This is a genomic window from Kitasatospora sp. NPDC049285 (assembly GCF_040678815.1).
Taxonomy (GTDB): domain Bacteria; phylum Actinomycetota; class Actinomycetes; order Streptomycetales; family Streptomycetaceae; genus Kitasatospora.
This window is the reverse complement of record NZ_JBFAQR010000001.1, coordinates 20,218-38,423: the sequence shown is the minus strand read 5'-3', so window position 1 is coordinate 38,423 and position 18,206 is coordinate 20,218. Positions and strand designations below refer to the sequence as shown.

General features: G+C 73.2%; 19 protein-coding genes. 11 read left to right on the top strand and 8 right to left on the bottom strand.

The annotated features are described in order from the left end of the window. Window positions 1–72: 72 nt before the first annotated feature. From AB0K51_RS00185 to AB0K51_RS00175, 3 genes are all read right to left on the bottom strand, one after another. The gene (locus AB0K51_RS00185) at window positions 73–1,017 is read right to left on the bottom strand and encodes a hypothetical protein (protein ID WP_363448734.1); all 945 of its coding nucleotides are present in this window, start codon (window positions 1,015–1,017) and stop codon (window positions 73–75) included. Continuing rightward, on the bottom strand, window positions 1,011–1,631 hold the full coding sequence (locus AB0K51_RS00180) for a hypothetical protein (protein WP_363448732.1): 621 nt from the start codon (window positions 1,629–1,631) through the stop codon (window positions 1,011–1,013). The genes AB0K51_RS00185 and AB0K51_RS00180 overlap by 7 nt, the downstream gene beginning before the upstream one ends. A 123-nt stretch (window positions 1,632–1,754) precedes the next feature. Then, window positions 1,755–2,594, bottom strand: a complete 840-nt coding sequence (locus AB0K51_RS00175) for a hypothetical protein (RefSeq protein ID WP_363448730.1) — start codon at window positions 2,592–2,594, stop codon at window positions 1,755–1,757. 183 nt (window positions 2,595–2,777) lie between these two features. Between AB0K51_RS00175 and AB0K51_RS00170 the strand changes: the two genes are divergently transcribed. The 4 genes from AB0K51_RS00170 to AB0K51_RS00155 all read left to right on the top strand — a co-directional run bounded on the left by AB0K51_RS00170 (window position 2,778) and on the right by AB0K51_RS00155 (window position 6,555). After that, entirely contained in the window at window positions 2,778–3,212 is a 435-nt protein-coding gene (locus AB0K51_RS00170; protein WP_363448728.1) for a pyridoxamine 5'-phosphate oxidase family protein, read from the top strand. Between the two features lie 120 nt (window positions 3,213–3,332). After that, entirely contained in the window at window positions 3,333–3,791 is a 459-nt protein-coding gene (locus AB0K51_RS00165) for a MaoC family dehydratase (RefSeq protein WP_363448726.1), read from the top strand. A gap of 259 nt (window positions 3,792–4,050) precedes the next feature. Then, the gene (locus AB0K51_RS00160) at window positions 4,051–5,400 is read left to right on the top strand and encodes an MBL fold metallo-hydrolase (RefSeq protein WP_363448725.1); all 1,350 of its coding nucleotides are present in this window, start codon (window positions 4,051–4,053) and stop codon (window positions 5,398–5,400) included. A gap of 204 nt (window positions 5,401–5,604) precedes the next feature. Next, window positions 5,605–6,555, top strand: coding sequence for a hypothetical protein (locus AB0K51_RS00155; RefSeq protein WP_363448724.1), 951 nt, complete (start codon window positions 5,605–5,607; stop codon window positions 6,553–6,555). A gap of 50 nt (window positions 6,556–6,605) precedes the next feature. Here the strand turns inward: AB0K51_RS00155 and AB0K51_RS00150 are convergent, their stop codons facing one another. From AB0K51_RS00150 to AB0K51_RS00140, 3 genes are all read right to left on the bottom strand, one after another. Then, window positions 6,606–7,850 (bottom strand): acyltransferase, encoded by a 1,245-nt coding sequence (locus tag AB0K51_RS00150; protein WP_363448723.1) that lies wholly within the window; start codon window positions 7,848–7,850, stop codon window positions 6,606–6,608. A 2-nt stretch (window positions 7,851–7,852) separates the two neighbouring features. Then, on the bottom strand, window positions 7,853–9,928 hold the full coding sequence (locus AB0K51_RS00145; RefSeq protein ID WP_363449317.1) for a glycosyltransferase: 2,076 nt from the start codon (window positions 9,926–9,928) through the stop codon (window positions 7,853–7,855). Window positions 9,929–10,034: 106 nt separating this feature from the next. Next, entirely contained in the window at window positions 10,035–10,496 is a 462-nt protein-coding gene (locus AB0K51_RS00140) for a hypothetical protein (protein ID WP_363448721.1), read from the bottom strand. A 366-nt stretch (window positions 10,497–10,862) separates the two neighbouring features. Here AB0K51_RS00140 and AB0K51_RS00135 point away from each other — a divergent pair, with 366 nt between their 5' ends. The 5 genes from AB0K51_RS00135 to AB0K51_RS00115 all read left to right on the top strand — a co-directional run bounded on the left by AB0K51_RS00135 (window position 10,863) and on the right by AB0K51_RS00115 (window position 14,271). After that, window positions 10,863–11,840 (top strand): glycoside hydrolase family 16 protein, encoded by a 978-nt coding sequence (locus AB0K51_RS00135; RefSeq protein ID WP_363448719.1) that lies wholly within the window; start codon window positions 10,863–10,865, stop codon window positions 11,838–11,840. Window positions 11,841–12,055: 215 nt separating this feature from the next. Then, window positions 12,056–12,967: an acyl-CoA thioesterase II gene (locus AB0K51_RS00130; protein ID WP_363448717.1), complete on the top strand. Its 912-nt coding sequence runs from the start codon at window positions 12,056–12,058 to the stop codon at window positions 12,965–12,967. An 83-nt stretch (window positions 12,968–13,050) separates the two neighbouring features. After that, entirely contained in the window at window positions 13,051–13,677 is a 627-nt protein-coding gene (locus AB0K51_RS00125; protein ID WP_363448715.1) for a TetR/AcrR family transcriptional regulator, read from the top strand. 130 nt (window positions 13,678–13,807) lie between these two features. Continuing rightward, complete coding sequence (locus tag AB0K51_RS00120; RefSeq protein WP_363448713.1) at window positions 13,808–13,996, top strand: hypothetical protein; 189 nt, start codon at window positions 13,808–13,810, stop codon at window positions 13,994–13,996. Window positions 13,997–14,064: 68 nt separating this feature from the next. Next, window positions 14,065–14,271 (top strand): cold shock domain-containing protein, encoded by a 207-nt coding sequence (locus AB0K51_RS00115; RefSeq protein ID WP_363448711.1) that lies wholly within the window; start codon window positions 14,065–14,067, stop codon window positions 14,269–14,271. Window positions 14,272–14,287: 16 nt separating this feature from the next. Here AB0K51_RS00115 and AB0K51_RS00110 read toward each other — a convergent pair whose 3' ends face one another. Further along, window positions 14,288–15,640: a DUF2398 family protein gene (locus tag AB0K51_RS00110; protein ID WP_363448709.1), complete on the bottom strand. Its 1,353-nt coding sequence runs from the start codon at window positions 15,638–15,640 to the stop codon at window positions 14,288–14,290. A 181-nt stretch (window positions 15,641–15,821) separates the two neighbouring features. On the opposite strand from AB0K51_RS00110, the gene AB0K51_RS00105 reads away from it, so the two are divergent. Beyond that, a complete protein-coding gene (locus AB0K51_RS00105; RefSeq protein WP_363448707.1) occupies window positions 15,822–16,709 on the top strand; it encodes a sterol desaturase family protein in 888 nt (295 codons plus the stop codon). Continuing rightward, a complete protein-coding gene (locus AB0K51_RS00100) occupies window positions 16,706–17,395 on the top strand; it encodes a lysoplasmalogenase (RefSeq protein WP_363448705.1) in 690 nt (229 codons plus the stop codon). The genes AB0K51_RS00105 and AB0K51_RS00100 overlap by 4 nt, the downstream gene beginning before the upstream one ends. A 128-nt stretch (window positions 17,396–17,523) precedes the next feature. On the opposite strand, the gene AB0K51_RS00095 is transcribed toward AB0K51_RS00100, so the two are convergent. Continuing rightward, complete coding sequence (locus tag AB0K51_RS00095) at window positions 17,524–18,099, bottom strand: hypothetical protein (RefSeq protein ID WP_363448703.1); 576 nt, start codon at window positions 18,097–18,099, stop codon at window positions 17,524–17,526. Window positions 18,100–18,206 lie beyond the last annotated feature (107 nt).

Here is an 18,206-nt window from a genome sequence, read left to right as displayed (position 1 = left end):
CCACCGGTCTCCGGGCCTTTCATCCGCAACGGAACGTCAACTGCTCCGGCCTGGCGGCCGGCTGTCGGGGGCTCAGTTCAGGGCCTGGACCTCGGCGACCGGCAGCTGCATCGTGCCGCTGATGGTGGCGGGGGTGTACAGGAAGTTGAAGATCTGGACGCCCGGCAGGTCGGTCCGGTGGGCGGTGACCCGCCAGGTCGGGGAGGCGGTGACGGTGAAGGCCTTGTCGGGCTTGCCCGCGGAGCTCTTGGCGAAGGTGTGCGAGCAGGTGGACTGCGCCCCGGCCGGGGCGTCCTTGTCGTACGGGGTGCCGGGGTCCTTGCAGGCGAACGCCGGGCTGCCGTCGCCGGCGTTCCAGGTCACGTGGTCCAGGGTGAAGGTCACGGTGACGGTGAAGCGCTGGCCCTTGACGGTGTTGGGCCAGGGGCCGGAGGCCTTGGTGCTGCGGTCGTACCAGAGCCATACCGCGGAGCCGACCACCGCGTTGCCCTGCGGCGCGGCGTGCAGGTGCGGCGTGTCCGGGACCATGTCGGCGAAGATGCTGCGGGCCAGGCTGCCGGGGGTCTCGGCCGGGGCCGCGCCGGGCGCCTGGGCCAGGAAGGTCTGCGGCTTGGTGCTCAGCTGGCCGTCCGCGCCGCGGCAGTTGACGTCGTAGACGGCGCCGTCGGCGGAGCTGTGGCCGTTCCAGGCGGGGTCGGTGGCGTCCGGCTGCGGGAAGGCGGTCTGGTAGTAGCAGCCGTCGCTGGAGGAGAACCAGCCGAGGTCGTCGTCCCAGCAGGCGTACGGGATGCCGTTCCAGGAGCAGCTCTGGTCGCCGCCACCGCCACCGCCGCCGCCCGGGGTGCTGGTGCTGCCGGGGGTGCCGGGGTCGTGGACTCCGACGCAGATGTCGTCGGAGGCGCAGGGGTGGATGTCGACGTCGCCGCCGCCGTCCGCGTTCGCGGCGGGCAGCGCGGCGACCGACAGTCCGATTCCGGTCAGTACACAAATGGCGACTCGCCAAGCGGAGTTCAGCATGCCTTTGCCACCTCACGGGTGAAGTCGACGATCAGCCAGCGGTTTCCGGATTTCCGCAGCACGGCGGTGGCCGCATAGCGCGACAGCCGCTGTTGCGGATCCTTGATCTGCTTGGTGGCGGCGTCCGCCTGGTGCCACTCGGTGACGTCGAGGCAGTCCGTGATCGTCGCGGTGGCCGGATTCGCCTGCAGATCAAGTCCTTTGAGCACCGGTGAGGTTCGGGGTTTACCGATCAACACCAGTTTCGCGCGGTGCAGTTGGTCGAGGGTGGCGAGGGTGTCGCCGAGGGCCGTTCCGGTGGCGTAGAGCCGCAGCACGGTTCCGTCCGAATCCGATCGCCCGAAGGTGTCGGCCTGGGCGTCCCACCAGGACTGATAGGTCGTCAGGGCGGCCTGTCCGGCGGCGCCCTCCAGCCCCTCGGAGGGCACCGGGGTACCGCTCGGGGCCGGGGCGGCGGAGCCGGTGGCGGCGGCGGTGGGCAGGTTCGCCGAGGGTGTGCCGAGGCGGTCGGCGGAACCCGCGCCGCCACTGCCGCAACCCGTCAGCAGGAATGCCAGCACCAGCCCGCTGATCCCAACCGCCCCAGGGCGCAACGGAATTCCGTGCTGCCGCATAAGCCCCACCTTGCCGCGGCCGGACGGATCCGGGCGCGGATGTCGTCTGCCGTCCCCTGTGTGCTCGGTGGTCGATTCTTCGCCACCCCACCCCGACACGGCAACACCCGGGGCGTCCTGACCTTACGCGGAAGGCGGATCGGATGGGGCGTTTTCTCGCCACAGAACCGCCAAGAGTCCATCGGAAAGCGGCAATCCGGCCAACGCTCCTCTCACGGCGGCCCGATTGCGCATCAGGAGTCGCCCCCCGTCACGCGGAACCAGCAATCTCGCCTCGCCCGCGGCGGTCGGTTCGCCCCAGCCCAACTGTCCCTCCACGGCGGGCTGGAGCTCCACCGGGCCGACCGCGGCGGGGGCCCCGGGCACGCCGTGCTCCAGCACCCGGCCGAGCGCCCAGCTGAACGAGCCCTCGGCGCCCGGCAGGACGGCGTCCCGGCCGCGCCGACCGCCGCTCCACCGGCCCACCCGGCCCCACAACGGCACCCGGGAGTGGCCGAGCAACTCGCCCGCGCCGTCCTCGCGTTGCAGGGCCGCCCAGGCGTCCCGGTCGGCCACCGCGTCGACGATCAGCAGGGTCTCCTCCTGCGCGCCGTGCACCATCGCGCTGGTCACCCAGTCCCAGGCCAGCCCGCGCCGGTAGGCGTTGTCGGGGGTGGACCCGGCGGTGACCAGGGCGAGCCGGCGCCCGCGCGGGTCGGCGACCAGCTGGCCGAGCAGGCAGACCACCAGCCAGCGGGCGGGCCGCTGGCCGGCCTGCCGGACGGCGGTGAGCAGCGCGTTGGCGTCGGCGTCGGCGGGCGGCCGGCTGACGGTGCTGCCCCGGGTGCCGGCGTCGAAGGTGCGGCCGGGGAGTGCGTCGGCCAGCGCCCGAGCGCCGTCGGCGGCGCGTGCGGAGCCCGCGTGGGCGCGGTCGGGGCCGCCGTCCGCGCCGATCACCACCAGTTCGATGCCACCGCTGACCACGCTGTCGCCCCCTCGCCTGCCGCGCGCTCGGTGCCGCCGCGGCGACCGGTGGGCGCGCGACACCGGCCGTGGCCAAAGCTATCGCCGCCGGGTGTCGGTGCGGGCCGGAATCGGCCCGATGAGCCCCAGCTCAGGGACCATGGGCCCTATCTGCGCCCGCCCGGGAGGAGCACCATCGGCGGTATGGACCGTGACGAGCCCCTGGAGACGCTGAGCGAGGCGGAGTGCCGCCGGCTGCTGGCCAGCGTGCCGCTGGGCCGCGTGGTGTACACCGAGCACGCCCTGCCGGCGGTGCTGCCGGTGGCCTTCCAGGTGGCCGCGGACGGTCGGCTGGTCCTGGCGCTGCGGGCGGGCACCGGGGCGGCCCGGGCGCTGGACGGCACGGTGGCGGCGTTCCAGGTGGACGACTTCGACCCGCACGGCCACAGCGGCTGGAGCGTGTTGGTGCACGGGCGCGCACAGGTGGTGCGCGACGGCGCCGAGCGCGCCGCACTGGAGGCGGGCGGCCTGCTGCCCTGGATCCCGGACCCGAGCCCGCAGTACGTGGCGATCACCCCCGAACTGGTCTCCGGCCGCCGGGTGCGCCCCGCCTCCGCACCGCTCGGCCACCGGTCCTGAGCTGCGCACTCCGGCGGCGGACCCGCCCCGGGCCCTGACAGGTGACCGGCGGGTAGGCATACTCTCCGGAGTCGGCCCTCACGGGCCGGATCCGGCCCGTACGCACCCGTGGAGCGCACCGTGACGATCTTCGCCTCGCTCGCCGACCTGACCGCCGCCGTCGGCACCGAGCTCGGCACCAGCGAGTGGCACACCATCGACCAGGAGCGGGTGAACCTGTTCGCCGAGGCGACCGGCGACCACCAGTGGATCCATGTGGACCCGGCGCGGGCCAAGGAGTCGCCGTTCGGCGGGACGATCGTCCACGGCTACCTGACGCTGTCGCTGATCCCGGTGCTGGCGAAGGAGTGCTACGGCGTCGAGGGCGGCGTCGCGATGGCCCTCAACTACGGCTCGGACAAGGTGCGCTTCCCGGCGCCGCTGCCGGTGGGCACCGCGGTGCGGGCGAGCGCCGTGCTGGTCTCGGCGGAGCCGGTGCCCGGCGGCGTGCAGGTGGTGGTCCGGTTCACCATCAGCAGCGCGGAGAGCGCCAAGCCGCACTGCGTGGCGGACGCCATCACCCGCTTCTACACCGGCTGAGCCGCCCGTCCGGCCCCGAAGCCGAGGACCGTCCCGCAACCCGGGGCGGTCCTTTCTCGTTACGCTGCGGCGCGCCTCACCTGCTCCGGACGGGTTTCATCCGATTCGGCCGGTAATGTCCGGATGCGAGGTCGTCGCACGGACCCGGGCCCCGCGGGCCCGCCCGGGCGTCGCCCTCCGGCCTGCCGTCCCGCGCCCGGGGGCACCCCGCCTCCACGCCCGGCATGCCGCCGTACGGGTGTCCGACCGTGGAGGTGCCGTGTCCCGCCCCGTCTCCTGGCTGTTCCGCGCCGGCGAACTGGCCGCCGAGGCCGGGCTCGCACTGCGCGACGCCAAGCACGCCTACCGGACGCTGCCGCACGACACCTGGCAGCGGATGCGCACCGACGCGTTCGGCGCCGACCCGAGCGGCTACCGCTGGCACCGGGTGCAGAACTCCCCGCACTTCGTCGACGGCGCCTTCCGCAACCCGGTGCCGACCCGCCGCCTCGTCTACGCACACACCCCGATGACGCTGCTGCGCAGCAAGATGGCGATCGACCACACCCGCCGCGCCCCGGCCGCCGCCGTCCCGCTGCACCGCCTGCTGCCCGTCGAACTGGCCACCCCGCCCGCCTCCGGCCTGCGACTGACCTGGCTCGGCCACTCCACCGTGCTGGCCGAACTCGACGGCGTCCGGGTGCTGTTCGACCCGGTGTGGAGCGAGCGCTGCTCCCCGTTCGACTGGATCGGCCCGAAGCGGCTGCACCCCGTGCCGCTGCCGTTGACCGAACTCGGGCCGGTGGACGTGGTGGTGATCTCCCACGACCACTACGACCACCTGGACATGGACACCGTGCGCACCCTCGCCGCCGGCGACGCGGTCTTCGCGGTGCCGCTCGGCATCGGCGCGCACCTCGAGCACTGGGGCGTACCGCCGCGGCTGATCGTCGAACTCGACTGGTGGGAGTCGGCCGAGATCGACGGCCTGCGGCTGACCGCCACCCCGGCCCGGCACTACTGCTCGCGCGGACCGCGCCCGAGCAGCAAGTTCCTGTGGGCGTCCTGGGCGGTGGCGGGCAAACGCCACCGGGTGTTCCACAGCGGCGACAGCGGGTACTTCCCGGGCTTCGCCGACATCGGCCGCCGGCTCGGCCCGTTCGACGCCACGATGCTGCAGGTCGGGGCGTACTCCGAGCAGTGGCCCGAGGTGCACCTGACGCCCGAGGAGGCCGTGCAGGCCCACCGCGACCTGCGCGGCGACCTCATGCTGCCGATCCACTGGTGCACCTTCGACCTGGCCCCGCACCCGTGGGAGGAGCCCGCCGAGCGGGTGGTCGCCGCCGCCCAGGCGGCCGGCACGAACCTCGCCCTGCCGCGCCCCGGCAAGCCCTTCGAACCGGCCGACCCGCCCGCCCTCAAACTGTGGTGGCGCGCGGTGGCGACGATGCCCAGCGGCGCCGGGCTGCTCGTCCCCGACGGCCTCACCCCGCTGCCCGCCGGCGTCCCCGACACCCCGGCCGCGCTCACCGGCCCGAACCGGCCGGACGCCCCGCTGGCCGGTCCGTCGGCCCGCCCGCAGGCGCCACTGGCCGCGCCCGGCGCGGAGGGCGAGCTCCCCCTGGTGTGACGGGGCGGAACTCCTGGTTCGCGAGTCAAACACCGGTAAAGGCCGGGCGTTCCGACATTCCTGACGGCCAATCAAGAATTAACCTCGCTGCAATCCCGGGTGTTCCCGGAAATCCGCACGCAGCATTTTGGAAGAAGCGCCCCCTCGGCCCCGCAAACAGAATCGGTGCGTCCCGAAAGTCCCACACGCCGGAGGGAACCGCCCATGACCGAGGTCGTCTCCACCCCGCCGCGCAGCGAGGTCCTCACGACCCGCGCGCCGCGCCGCCGCGCCTTACTGGTCGTCGGCAGCGCGGTGGCCGCGCTGCTGCTCGCCTACGCCTGGTCCGCGAAGCTCGTGGACACCGAGATCGGGGTGAACACCGCCAACACCCTGCTCGGCCACGACGCGCACAAGACGCCGATCTCCGGCATCGCCGCCGGAGTGGTGTTCGCCCTGGTCTCCGGCCTGGCCGGCTCCTTCACCGCCTGCAACATCGCGGTGTTCGGCGCCGTCGGCCAGCTGGTCGGCGAGGCCGGGACCCGCCGCGAGCGGCTGCTGGTGGTGCTGCGCCCGCTCGGCTGGATGGCCGCCGGCATGCTCCCGGTCTCCGCGCTGTACGGCGCGCTGGTCGGCATCGTCGGCACCCGGATGCCGCAGTTCGCGACCGCCGCCGCGGCCCCCGGCACCATCTCGCCGCGCACCGCCCAGTCGATGATCGCCTTCGGCCTGATCGGCCTGGCCATGACGGTCCTCGGCCTGGCCGCCGCCGGGGTCGTCCCCGACCCGCTCGGCCCGCTCACCCGCCGTTTCCCGAACGCCCGCATGGTGGTCCTCGGCGCCCTGGTCGGCGGCTTCCTGATCGGCCGCCCGTACCCGCTCTTCCGGGACCTGTTCCGGCACGCCGCCAACACCCACAACCCGGGCTACGGCGCGCTCGCCTTCGTCCTCCAGTCGGTGGGCAACATGCTGGTGATGGCCGCGCTCGCGCTGCTGCTCTCGCTGCTCCTCGGCGAGCGCCTGCGCCGCTGGGTCGCCGCCAAGCCGAGCCGGGCCGCCGCCCTCACCGCGGTCGCCTTCATCGTCGCCGGGGTCTTCACCATCATCTACTGGGACATCAAGGTGCTCGGCCGCCTCGGCTACCTCTGGTTCCCCACCGCCCCCTGGAACGCCTGACCCCACGTCAGCCGGCGGACCCCCGCACACCCGCGGGGCCCGCCGCGCGTCTAGACGACCGCGGCCCGGCGCTTGCCGCGCTGGCGGCGCGGGTACGGGAAGAGCCGCGGCGAGCGCTTGGCGGCCACGTCCTCCGCCCAGCCGAAGGTCACCACCAGCAGGACGAGCAGCGGGATCGCCGCCAGCAGCGTGAACCAGGGGCTGGTCAGCAGCCACTGGAGGTGGTCGTAGAAGAACGGCACGCTCCACAGCGGGTCGATCAGCGGGACGGCGGCCACCAGCGCGGTCTGGTGCCAGAGGTAGACGCTGACGGCACGTGAGTTGAGCAGGCTGACCAGGCCGTTCCAGCGTTCCAGCGGCGCCGGCCACTGCTCCCACGACGGGCTGATGTGCAGCAGCAGGGCGACGAAGCCGAAGGACCACACGGCCTGGGCGATCGGCCAGGACTCGATGTCGGTCGCCTGGGCCGGATCGACCGGCCGGGTCTGCAGGTACCAGAAGCCCGCCACCATGACCAGCGGTGCGAGGGACGGCAGGACGTACTGCGGGATCCTCTTGAGCAGCCCTTCCTGGTGGGCCATGCCGAGGATCCAGCAGGAGCCGAAGGTGGCGAAGTCGTTGGCGGTCTCCCAGACCCGGCCGTAGATGAACTCCTGGTCGGCGAAGAACCCGTTCATCACGATCACCATCGCCAGCGGCGCGAGCAGCGTGACCACCGGGAAGCGCCGCAGCGCCCACAGCATCAGCGGCGAGAGCAGCACGTACCAGAGGTAGGCCCGGAGGTACCACAGCGGCACGATGACCTGCGCGGCCCAGCCGGCGTCCACGTGGTGCTGGAAGCCGTGCAGCTGTTCGGCGAACGGCGGGGTGCTCAGCGGCAGGAACCAGAACACCAGCTTGCCCCACCACCAGGCGGGGTGGCCCTCGGAGTTCGGACCCCAGCCGTCGCGTATCTGGAGCGCCAGCATGATGGCGCCGAACAGCCACATCGGCGGCAGCAGTCGGCGCAGTCGGCCGCGGATCACGCCGAGGGCGGGGCGGCTGAGCGAGCGGGTCATCAGCGAGCCCGCCAGCGCGAACATCACGCCCATCGACGGGAAGACGATGGGCAGCCAGAACCAGGCGAAGTTGTGGTAAAGGATCACGCGGACCAGGGCCAGTGCGCGCAGCAGGTCGAGGTAGCGGTCGCGGCCGCCCTTGCGCTTCGGCGCCTCCTCGGCCTGCTCAAGCAGCACGGCCGGGATCCGCAGCTGCATGGTGTCCTGGCTGAGCCCGGAGTCGGTGGATGTGGTCACGGTCAGGCCTCCACGGGTGCGGCGACCTCGCCGGTGCGCCGGAGCTTCTGCCAGCGCAGCCGCCCACCGGTCAGCGCCGTGATCGTGGACTGCAGGAGGACGATGTACATCAGCTGCCGGTAGACCAGTTGCTGGATCGGCAGGCTGATCAGGTGCCAGGGCTTCTCGCGGTCGAGCCGGAAGGCGTACCAGGACAGCGCGCCCTGGAGCAGGATGAAGCCGCCCCAGCTGGTGAGGGTGATCGGGGCGTCCGCGAACAGCACGCCGTACAGCAGGAACATGTCGACCAGCGGCGCCAGCAGCGGGGCGACCACGCCGAACAGCACGACGAGCGGCATCCCGAGCCGGCCGAAGCGTCCGGCCGGGCCGCGGGAGGTCACCGCGCCGCGGTGCTTCCACAGCGCCTGCATGGAGCCGTAGCTCCAGCGGTACCGCTGGGACCAGAGCTGCTGGAGGCTGGCGGGGGCCTCGGTCCAGGCGCGCGCGTGCTCGGCGTAGACGATCCGCCAACCGTCGCAGAGCACCGCGATGGTGATGTCGGTGTCCTCGGCGAGGGTGTCGTCGCTCATCCCGCCGACGTGCTCCAGGGCCTCCTTGCGGAAGGCGCCGACCGCGCCGGGGATGGTCGGGATGACGTTGAGCATGTCGTACATCCGGCGGTCCAGGTTGTGGCCGAGGACGTACTCGATGTGCTGCCAGGCGCCGATCAGGCTGTCCCGGTTGCCGACCTTGGCGTTGCCCGCGACCGCGCCGATCCTCGGGTCGCCGAACGGCTGGACCAGCTCGCGCACGGTGGAGGGCTCGAAGACGGTGTCGCCGTCCATCATCACGATGATCTCGTGCGAGGCGGCCGCGATGCCGGTGTTGAGCGCGCTGGACTTGCCGCCGTTGACCTTGCGGATCAGCCGGACGAACGGCATCGCCATCTCCTCGACGATGTCCGCGGTGCCGTCCGTGGAGCCGTCGTCGATGACGATGACCTCGATCGGATAGTCGCTGGCGGCCAGCGAGTTGAGGGTGTTGGCGATGCACTCGCGCTCGTTGTAGGCCGGGACCAGCACGGTGACCGGCTCGGTGATCGGCGGCCCCCAGGCGTCGCGCCGCTTGGCGCGGCGGGCGTGCAGCGGCGCGAGGACCAGCATCAGCGCGAACCGGCCGAAGTTGAGGAAGCCGACGACGGCCAGCATCCCGACCAGGACCGGCAGGGTCAGCACGGAGAACTTGCTGGCCCAGATGAAGCCCTTGCCCGCCCACAGCTGGAAGCCGTGCACCGGGACGTTGGCGTCGGTGGCGCCGAGCGCGTCGGAGATGGTGGTGAAGCGGTAGCCCTCGCCCTGCAGCTTGGTGATGATCTGTTCGAGCGCGGTGATGGTCTCGGAGCGGTCGCCACCGGCGTCGTGCAGCAGGATCAGCTCGCCCGCGCCGGGCGTGCTGGGCAGCGCGGCCTTGACGATCTCGTCGACACCGGGCTTCTTCCAGTCGTCGGTGTCCTTGTCGATGAACGCGGTGAGGTAGCCGTGCGCGCCCACGTACTTGATGACCGGGTAGTTCCAGTCGTCCAGCGCCGAGGCGTCGGAGGAGTACGGCGGGCGGAACAGCGCGCTGTGGATGCCGGCGACGCCGGCCAGCGCCAGCTGCGTCTGCGCGAGCTCCCAGCTGATCCGGGCGTGCGACTGGTACGCCAGGTCGGGGTGGGTGAAGGTGTGCACGCCGATCTCGTGGCCGCCCGCGACGATCTGCCGGATCAGCTCCGGGTTGCGGGTGGTCATCGCACCGGTCACGAAGAAGTCCGCTTGGATGTCGTGGGCGGCGAGCACCTGGAGGATCTTCGGCGTCCAGTCCGGCGAGGGGCCGTCGTCGAAGCTCAGCACCACGGTCTTCTCGGGGATGCCGTAGCTCACCGGGTGCGCGTTCTTGGAGCCGCGCGCGTCGATGATCGGCCCGCCCTTGAGCAGGTTCTGCGGAACCGTGTCCTTGTCCACCGAGATCGCGATCCGGGTGTCGTGGAACACCTCGTTGGTGGCGAGGCCGCGCAGCACGAGCAGCGCGAGCAGGCAGGCCAGCAGCGACAGCGGCATGAAGAAGCGCAGCGGCGGGGCGGCCAGTCGGCGCGGCCTCAGCAGGGACTGCCGGCGGCGCTGGTGGCGGGACAATGACGCTCCTGGAGATGGGTGGTGCGGACGATCAGGGGTGCTTGCTGGCCTGGCCCGAAGGCGTCGCCGCGTGCGAGGTGGTGGTCGTGGACTTCGCCGTGGCGCCGGAGGTCTTCGCCGAGGGCGTCGCGGAGCGCGTGCCCGTCCGGGGCGAGGACGACGAGGAGGGCGAGGCGGAGGGGGACGGCGACGGCGTGGGTGAGGGCGAGGTGACGGGCGAGCGCGAGGGCTGCACGGGTATGCCCATCGCGGGGGCGTCCGCCTGCACACCGACCAGGCTGCTGCCCATGGCCACCGCGAGGATGGCGCCGGTTACCGAGACCGGCCAGCCCAGGCCGCGCAGCAGCCGGCCGCGCATTCCCGACCGGGAGACGAACACGGGTGTGGGGGCGGGCTCCTCGAAGGAGGCGGGCTCCTCGAAGTCCGACTCGAACATGTCAGGCTGGGCCTGGTGCGCCGATCCGCGTTCGGTGGGGGTGATGACGTTTCGCACCTTGCGAGGCCTTTCAGTGCAGGGTACGTGGACCGCGGAAGCGTAGGGCGCACGCTACGGCACCGGCCTGAAGCGAATGTGACCCGATGTCTGCTTTTGGCCTGATCTGTTCGGGTGTCGTAATCGGATTGGAATACCGGGGCAGGTGTACCCACCCGTAAGCGTGCACGCACGGTTGTCATGCCTGGTCGATGCGGGTCCGGCGGGGCCGGGGCGCAGCACCGCGCGCACCCCTGGGCGGGGGCGGTGGGGCTTGCACGCTTCGTTAGGATGACCCCCCATCTGATCGTCATACGGTCAGTCATCCATTGATCTTCGTGCCACGGGCGGCTCCGGGTACCGCCTCCGCCGCCCCAAGGAGTTCGTGTGAGCCAGCCCCGCCGCACCCGTCGTCACCGCGCGTGGAGCGTGCTCACGCTGCCGACCCTCGCGTGCCTCCTCGCCGCGTGCTCCGGCAGCCCGTCGTCCGACGGGGGTGACACCGCGTCAGCGAAGGGGGCGCCCGCGAAGGGCGCGGCCTCCCCCAGCGCCTCGCCGACGCCGACCGGCCCGCCCGGGACCCTGTTCGACAACTTCCACTACAGCGGCGCCGACGACCCGTCACTCACCGCGCACGGCTGGCAGGTCCGCGAGGGCGGGGGCGGCCCCGGCATCAAGGACACCTGGTCCTCGGCCGGCGCCGGCTTCCCCGCCGACGCCACCGCCCAGGGCGGCCGGGTCCTGCAGCTGCAGGCCTCCACCGACGGCACTCCCAAGGGCACCCGGCAGACCGAGATCCAGAGCACCGGCGCCACCCTCTTCAACGGCACCTTCGCTGCCCGGGTCTATCTCAGCGACAAGCCCGCGAGCGGCCGGAACGGCGACCATGTCGCCCAGTCGTACTTCCCGATCTCCCCCTCGGACTCCTCGCCGAACTACAGCGAGCTCGACTACGAGTACTACCCGAACGGCGGCTGGGGCACGCCCGGCCCGCAGCTCGACACCACCAGCTGGTTCAAGGCCGACCCCGCGGACCGGGTCACCCACCCGCTCAAGCAGCGCCTCGAGGGCTGGCACCTCATGATGATCACCGCCCAGGACGGGAAGGTCACCTACACCCTGGACGGCAAGGAGCTGTCCACCAGCACCGGCAAGTACACCCTGCGGGAGAAGGTGGACGTCCACTTCAGCAACTGGTTCATCGACCTCCCCTCGAGCATCAGCGGCCAGCGCACCTGGAACCTGAAGGTCAACTGGTTCTACTACAAGGCCGACGAGGCGCTCTCCCAGGCGGACGTCCAGAAGACGGTCGACGGCTTCTACAGCGCCGGCACGAACTACGTGAACACCGTCCCGAAGTCCTGACCCCGCCACCAGCCCCGCGGGCCCACCCGCGCAGCGCGCTCTCCACCAGGGCGACGGCGGGCAGGACTCCTCGCTACCCGGTGCACCCCGAGCCGCTGCACCGGATCGTCCACCGAGGCGCCCTCGTTCTCGAACCCGGCCCCGCCCGCCCGCGCCACGGCGGGTGACCCACGCCACGCGAACTCCTGGGTGGAACGTGTTCTAGCATGACGGGCGTGACCGATGCCCCCCTCCCGCAGGACCCCTCCGACACCGGGCCGGACGGCTTCGCCGAGCTCCTCGGCATCGAGGAACTGGAGGAGAACCTGTTCCGGGGCCGCTGCCACGCCGGTGCGCCGCTGCGCGCGTTCGGCGGGCAGGTGGCGGCGCAGGCGCTGACCTCCGCGGGGCGGACCGTGGAGGAGGCCCGCCGGGTGCACAGCCTGCACGGCTACTTCCTGCGCCCGGGCGACCCGCGGCGGCCGATCGTCTACCAGGTCGACCGGGTGCGCACCGGGGCCTCGTACGCGACCCGGCGGGTGACGGCGGTGCAGCGCGGCGAGGCGATCTTCACCATGTCGGCGTCGTTCAAGCGGCCGGAGCCCTCGGGCCAGCGCCAGCGCACCATGCCGCCGGTGCCGGGCCCGGAGGAGCTGCCGGACCCGTTCCTGGCCTGGGAGCGGGACGCCCCGGAGGAGTTCGCCAAGGCCGCGATCTTCCGCGCCCTGCAGATGCGCTTCGTGCCGGCCGACGCCCCGGGGATGCCGCCCGAAGTGCCGGGCGTCCCCCAGCAGTTCGTCTGGCTGCGGACGGGCACCGAGCTGCCCGGCGCGGACCCGCTGCTGCAGACCTGCGCGCTGACCTACCTCTCCGACCTGACGCTGGCCTCCACCACCGCGCTGCACCTGCAGCCGCACCGGGTGCACCGGGTCGAGGAGTCCCGGGTGGCACTGGCCTCGCTGGACCACGCGATGTGGTTCCACCGCCCGTTCCGCGCCGACGAGTGGCTGCTGTTCGCCCAGCGCAGCCCGTCCGCCTCGGACGGCCGGGGCCTGGCGATGGGCGAGTTCTACGACCGGGACGGCCAGTTGGTGGCCTCGGCGGTGCAGGAGACGCTGCTGCGCGAGCTGCGCCCGACCGACCGCTGAGGGCCGCCGGTTCCTGAGGGGTGTTCAGCCGGCCCTCGTCGGCGTCATACCGCGGCGAGGACCCGCCACGTATCATGGTTCGGGTGACCAAGGTTGACCTGTCACCTCGTCCGGTGGAGGCGATGTCCCCCCGTCAGCTCGAACGCCGCGGCTCGCTCCTGTCCGCCGCCCTGGCCCTGGTGACCGAGATCGGCGTGGAACGGCTCCAGATGAAACAGGTGTCGGAGCGTTCGGGAGTCGCGCTCGGCACCGCCTACCGGTACTTCTCGTCCAAGGACCACCTGCTGGCCGCGGCCATAGCGGACTGGCACCGGCTGCTGCTGGCCGACCTGGTCGGCGAGGTGGGGGCGGCCCGCAGCGCCTCGCCCACCGAGCGGGCGGTGCGCTTCGTGCGGCGCGGCATGCGGGCCTACCAGCGGCAGCCCGAACTGGCCCGGCTGCGGGTCGCGGTGGCGACCTCCACCGACCCCTTCGCCAGCGAGGCGCTGCAGGGCCTGGCCCGGGCGGACCGGGCGGCACTGCACGCGGTGATGCCGGAGGTCCCGCCGGCCTCCGCCGAGCTGGTGCGGCACATGGTGGGCCACGCCTGGCAGGGCGAGCTGACGGCCTGGGTGACCGGCCGCACCACGCTGGACGACGCCCGCAGCCGGCTGGAGGAGATGGTCCGGCTGGTGCTCACCCCGTACGAACCGCAGGAGGCGCCCGCCTGAGCCTGCGCACACTCACGATCACGGTCGCCACCTGCGGCGATCCGGTGGTGCCGGTTCCGATGCTGAGATCCCGTCCAGACTTCACCCGCGTTTCGCGACCGCGTAACACCCCGCTGGAATGCTCGGGGACATGAACGCCCGTCCCGTCCTCTCCGTACCCGCGTCGCGCTTCCCCCTGCCGAAGCTGCACCGCCGGATACTGGCCTGCGCCGCCGTCGCGGCCTCCATCGCCCTGGGCAGCCTGGGCGTCGGCGCCACCGTGGAGACGGTCCGGGACCATCGGCCGGCGGTCGCCGCGGCGGCCGCGAGCGGCCGTTGAGCGGACGGGTGGTGGGCGCCGGGGGCCCGGCCGATACTGAGGGTAACCGGCCCGAAGGGAGTCCCACCATGGAGACCGGCACCGTGAAGTGGTTCAACATCCACCACGCCTACGGCTACATCACCCCCGACTCGGGCGGCCCCGAGGTCGCCGTCTACTACGACTCCGTCCTCGCCGACAGCGAGGACCGCATCCTGCACCAGGGCCAGCGGGTGCAGTACCAGGAGACCGTGCAGGAGTTCCGGCCGGTCGCCGAGCAGGTCCGCCCGCTGTGACGCGTCCCGGCGCGGCTCACACCGACTGACGGTCCCGTCCCCGCCCCGGTGCGGGGACGGTCTGCGTCGCGGGCCGGGAGTGCCGGCCGGAGCCGGGGGCGGGCTGGAGTTCGGCCTGCGGGGCGTACCGGGCGGCGGGGGCCCGCAGCACCCAGGCGCGGCCGGCGGGCGCCGCCAGGCCCATCCGGTGCAGCAGGTCGAGCGCGTCCCGGCGGAAGGCGGCCAGGTCGGCGAGGTACCCGGCGTCCCAGCCGGCCCGCAGGCCGTAGTCGTCGGTGATGTCGCCGAGGGCGCCGTCTATCAGCGCGTCGGGGATCAGCACGGCGGGCGGGGCGGTGTCGGCGGTGACCGGGCGGAGCTCCTCGACCAGCCGTTCGGCGAGCAGCAGGGCGGCCTGGGCGAGGGTGCCGGGGCCGGGCAGCGCGAGGTCGGTGAGCTCGTCGGCGGGGTCGAGCAGGGCGACGCCCTCGGCGCGTATCTCGGCGGTCAGGCCGAGGAAGCCGGCGAACCGTTCCGTCTCGGCCCGCCGGGCGCCGTCCAGGTGGGCGCGTTCGGCGGGGGCCAGGTCGTCGAGCAGCACCACCGGGGTCTCGGCGAGCAGCCGGCGCACCGTCAGCTCCGGCCCGGCGGGCGGCAGCCCGGGGCCGTCGAGCATCTGGGCGGCCAGGTCGCGTCCCTCCTGCCCGGCGGGCAGCCGCCAGTCGGCGAGCACGGCGCGCACCTCGGGCCGTTCGGGCTCGGCGCTGTCGCCGTCGGCCAGGGCGGCGAGGGCGGTGACCAGCTCGGCGTAGCCGTCGGGGGTGAGGCCCGGGAGTCCGCGGCCGGGAATGTCCGCTTTGTGCAGCCGGGCGTGGGCGGGGCCGAGGGTGAGCCGGTAGCCGAGCAGGGTGTGGAACTGCTCGGCGAGCGCCTCGGCGTGACGGCGGATCAGCGGCAGCGCGGCGCCGTGCGGGCCGTCGGCGGTGACCAGCGGGTGGGCGAGCAGCAGCCGGGCGGCGGTGCGCCGTTCGGCGGCCGCGGTGCGGTCGCCGCCGCCGGGCGGGAGTTCGGGCTTGCGGTGGCGCCCGCCGCCGGTGGGGGCGGCGGCCGGGGCCGCGGGGGCCTCGCGTCGGACCCGGCGGTAGCCGAGCGGCCGGAACAGCGGGGAGGTGGCGTGGTGGACGCTCGGCCCGTGCCACCAGCTGGTGCCGGGCGCGGGTTCGGCCTGCTCCGGGGCGCCGCCGAGGTGCCGGGCGCCGTACAGCCCGAACCGGGCGGCGAACAGCCGCTGCGCGTCGGCGGGTTCGGCGGCCGCGAACCGCTGCGCCAGTTCCGTCCGGGCACGGCGGAGCTGCTCGTACGCACCGTCAGCGGGTGCGCCGACGCGCACAGGGGCAGCGAGTCGTCCCGCCCCGCCCGTGCGCCCGATCCCCGTGCCCCCGGCCGCGGTGGCGGCGCGGGCGGCTGCTTCGTGCCGCTCCATGTCGCCCCCAAGAGTAGACGGCATACCGAGTGCTACGCGCCGGTAACCACCTCTTCCGCTGGTCGCCGCCGTCCCCTATGGTCTGGGCATGCCTCACCTGCCCGACGTCGTGCTCTGGTCGATACCCGCCTTCGTCCTGCTCACCGTCCTGGAGCTGGTGTCCTTCCGCCTGCACCCGGACGAGGACGAGCAGGGATACGCCGCCAAGGACACCGCGACCAGCCTGACCATGGGTCTGGGCTCGCTGCTGTTCGACGCGGGTTGGAAGATCCCGATCGTGGCGATCTACTCGTTCCTGTACGAGTTGACGCCGCTTCGGGTGCCGGTGCTGTGGTGGACGGTGCCGCTGATGCTGCTCGCCCAGGACTTCTTCTACTACTGGTCGCACCGTGGCCACCACGTGATCCGGATCCTCTGGGCCTGCCACGTGGTGCACCACTCCAGCCGGCACTACAACCTCTCCACCGCGCTGCGCCAGCCCTGGACCAGCGCCACCAGCTGGGTCTTCTACCTGCCGATGATCCTGGCGGGCGTGCACCCGGCGGCGCTGGCGTTCTGCTCCTCGGCCAACCTGGTCTACCAGTTCTGGATCCACACCGAGCGGATCGGCACGCTGCCCCGGCCGATCGAGTACGTGTTCAACACGCCCTCCCACCACCGGGTCCACCACGCCTCGCAGGGCGGCTACCTGGACCGCAACTTCGGCGGCATCCTGATCGTCTTCGACCGGATGTTCGGCAGCTTCGCCGCGGAGGCCGAGCGCCCGGTGTACGGCCTGACCAAGAACATCGGCACCTTCAACCCGCTGAAGGTCGCCACCCACGAGTACCTGTCGATCGCCCGGGACGTCCGCACCGCCACCACCTGGGGCGACCGGCTTCGCCACCTGGCCAAGGGCCCGGGCTGGCAGCCCGCCCCGGCCGCCGACCGCACCGCCGACCGTCCCGCCGCCGGCCCGGAGGGCGCAGCCGCATGACCACCACCGTCCGCGACCCGCGCACCGCGCGGGCCCTGCTGATCGCCTTCGCCGCCGTCTCGGTCGTGCACCTGCTGGCGATCCTCGTCCACCTGACGCTGCTGCAGAACCTCACCAAGCCGCTGCTGATGCCGCTGCTCGCCGCCTGGGTGTGGGCCGGCGCGGCCGCCGCGCCCCGGCTGCTGATCCCCGCGCTGCTGTTCGGCGCGGGCGGCGACATCCTGCTGCAGTTCGGCACCACCCCCGCCTTCCTCGCCGGGATGGGCTCCTTCGCGCTCGGCCACCTCTGCTACGTGACCATGTTCGTGAGGCTCGGCGCGTTCGCCGACCGCCGCCGCGCGCTGCTCACCGCCGCCGGGTACGCGGTCGCCTGGGGGGTGCTGATCAGTCAGCTCTGGCCGGACCTCGGCGACCTGCAGATCGCGGTGGCCGGCTACAGCCTGCTGCTGACCGCCACCGCGGTGAGCTCCGCGGGCATCAACGGGCGGGCCGGCCTCGGCGGGGCGCTGTTCCTGCTCTCCGACACCCTGATCGCCACCGACCTGGCCCACTGGAAGCACCTTCCCGGGCACGGCTTCCTGGTGATGGCCACCTACCTCGCTGGCCAGTACCTGCTCACCACCGGCACCCTGGCCCGCACCGCCGCCGCCACCGCCCCGGCCGGAGCCGCGGTGGCCACCGCCTGACGCGCCGACCGGCCGCAGGCCCCCGCGCACGTGCTGAAGGGCGGCACCCGAGGCTCGGGTGCCGCCCTTCTCGTGCGGCCGCGGGGACGGGCGGCCGGCTTCGTACGGTGGGCGCGTACGGGTGCCGGTCAGGACGTCCCGCCGGCCGCGCCCCCGCGCCGCCGCAGCAGCCAGAAGCCGCCGACACCGGCCGTGACCAGTGCCGCGCCGGCGCCGAGCTGCCGGGCGTCGACGCCGACCGAGCCGCCGAGACCGGTCTCCACCGCGCCGTGCGGGGTCTTGGCGCCCTCCCACTCGGCACTGCCGCCGGTGGCGGCCGCCGCGATGGCGACCGCGCCGACGAAGCCGTCGCCGTTGGGGCACTTGCCGTCGATGCCCCACGAGGAGTCCGTGGTGGTCCGCTTGGCGGCCGCGCTGACCATCTCCTGTTCGGAGATCACCGTCGCGGTGCCGGAGTACTTGCCGTCGGGGCCGACGCTGAGCGTGGTCGAGCCGCCGGCGAAGGCCGCCGAGGTCGCGGTGACGGTCTTCACCGAGCTGGTCTCGCAGGTCACGCTCACCGAGACCGACTGTCCGGGCTGCGCCTGGGCCGGGCTCACCCAGGCGGGTTCGCCGCCCTTGGCGGACGCGGGGGCGGTGCCGGCCAGGCCGAACAGGACGGTGGTGCCGAGCAGAGCGGCGGCGGCCGTGCGCGTTGGGCGCATGCCGTACCTCCAGGGGGTCGGGTCGGGGTAGCGGCAGGCGCTGGCGCCCCGTGGTCGTTCCGCTACCCTCGGTTTCCGACCAGGCTAGGCAGTGCCCCCGTGACCGG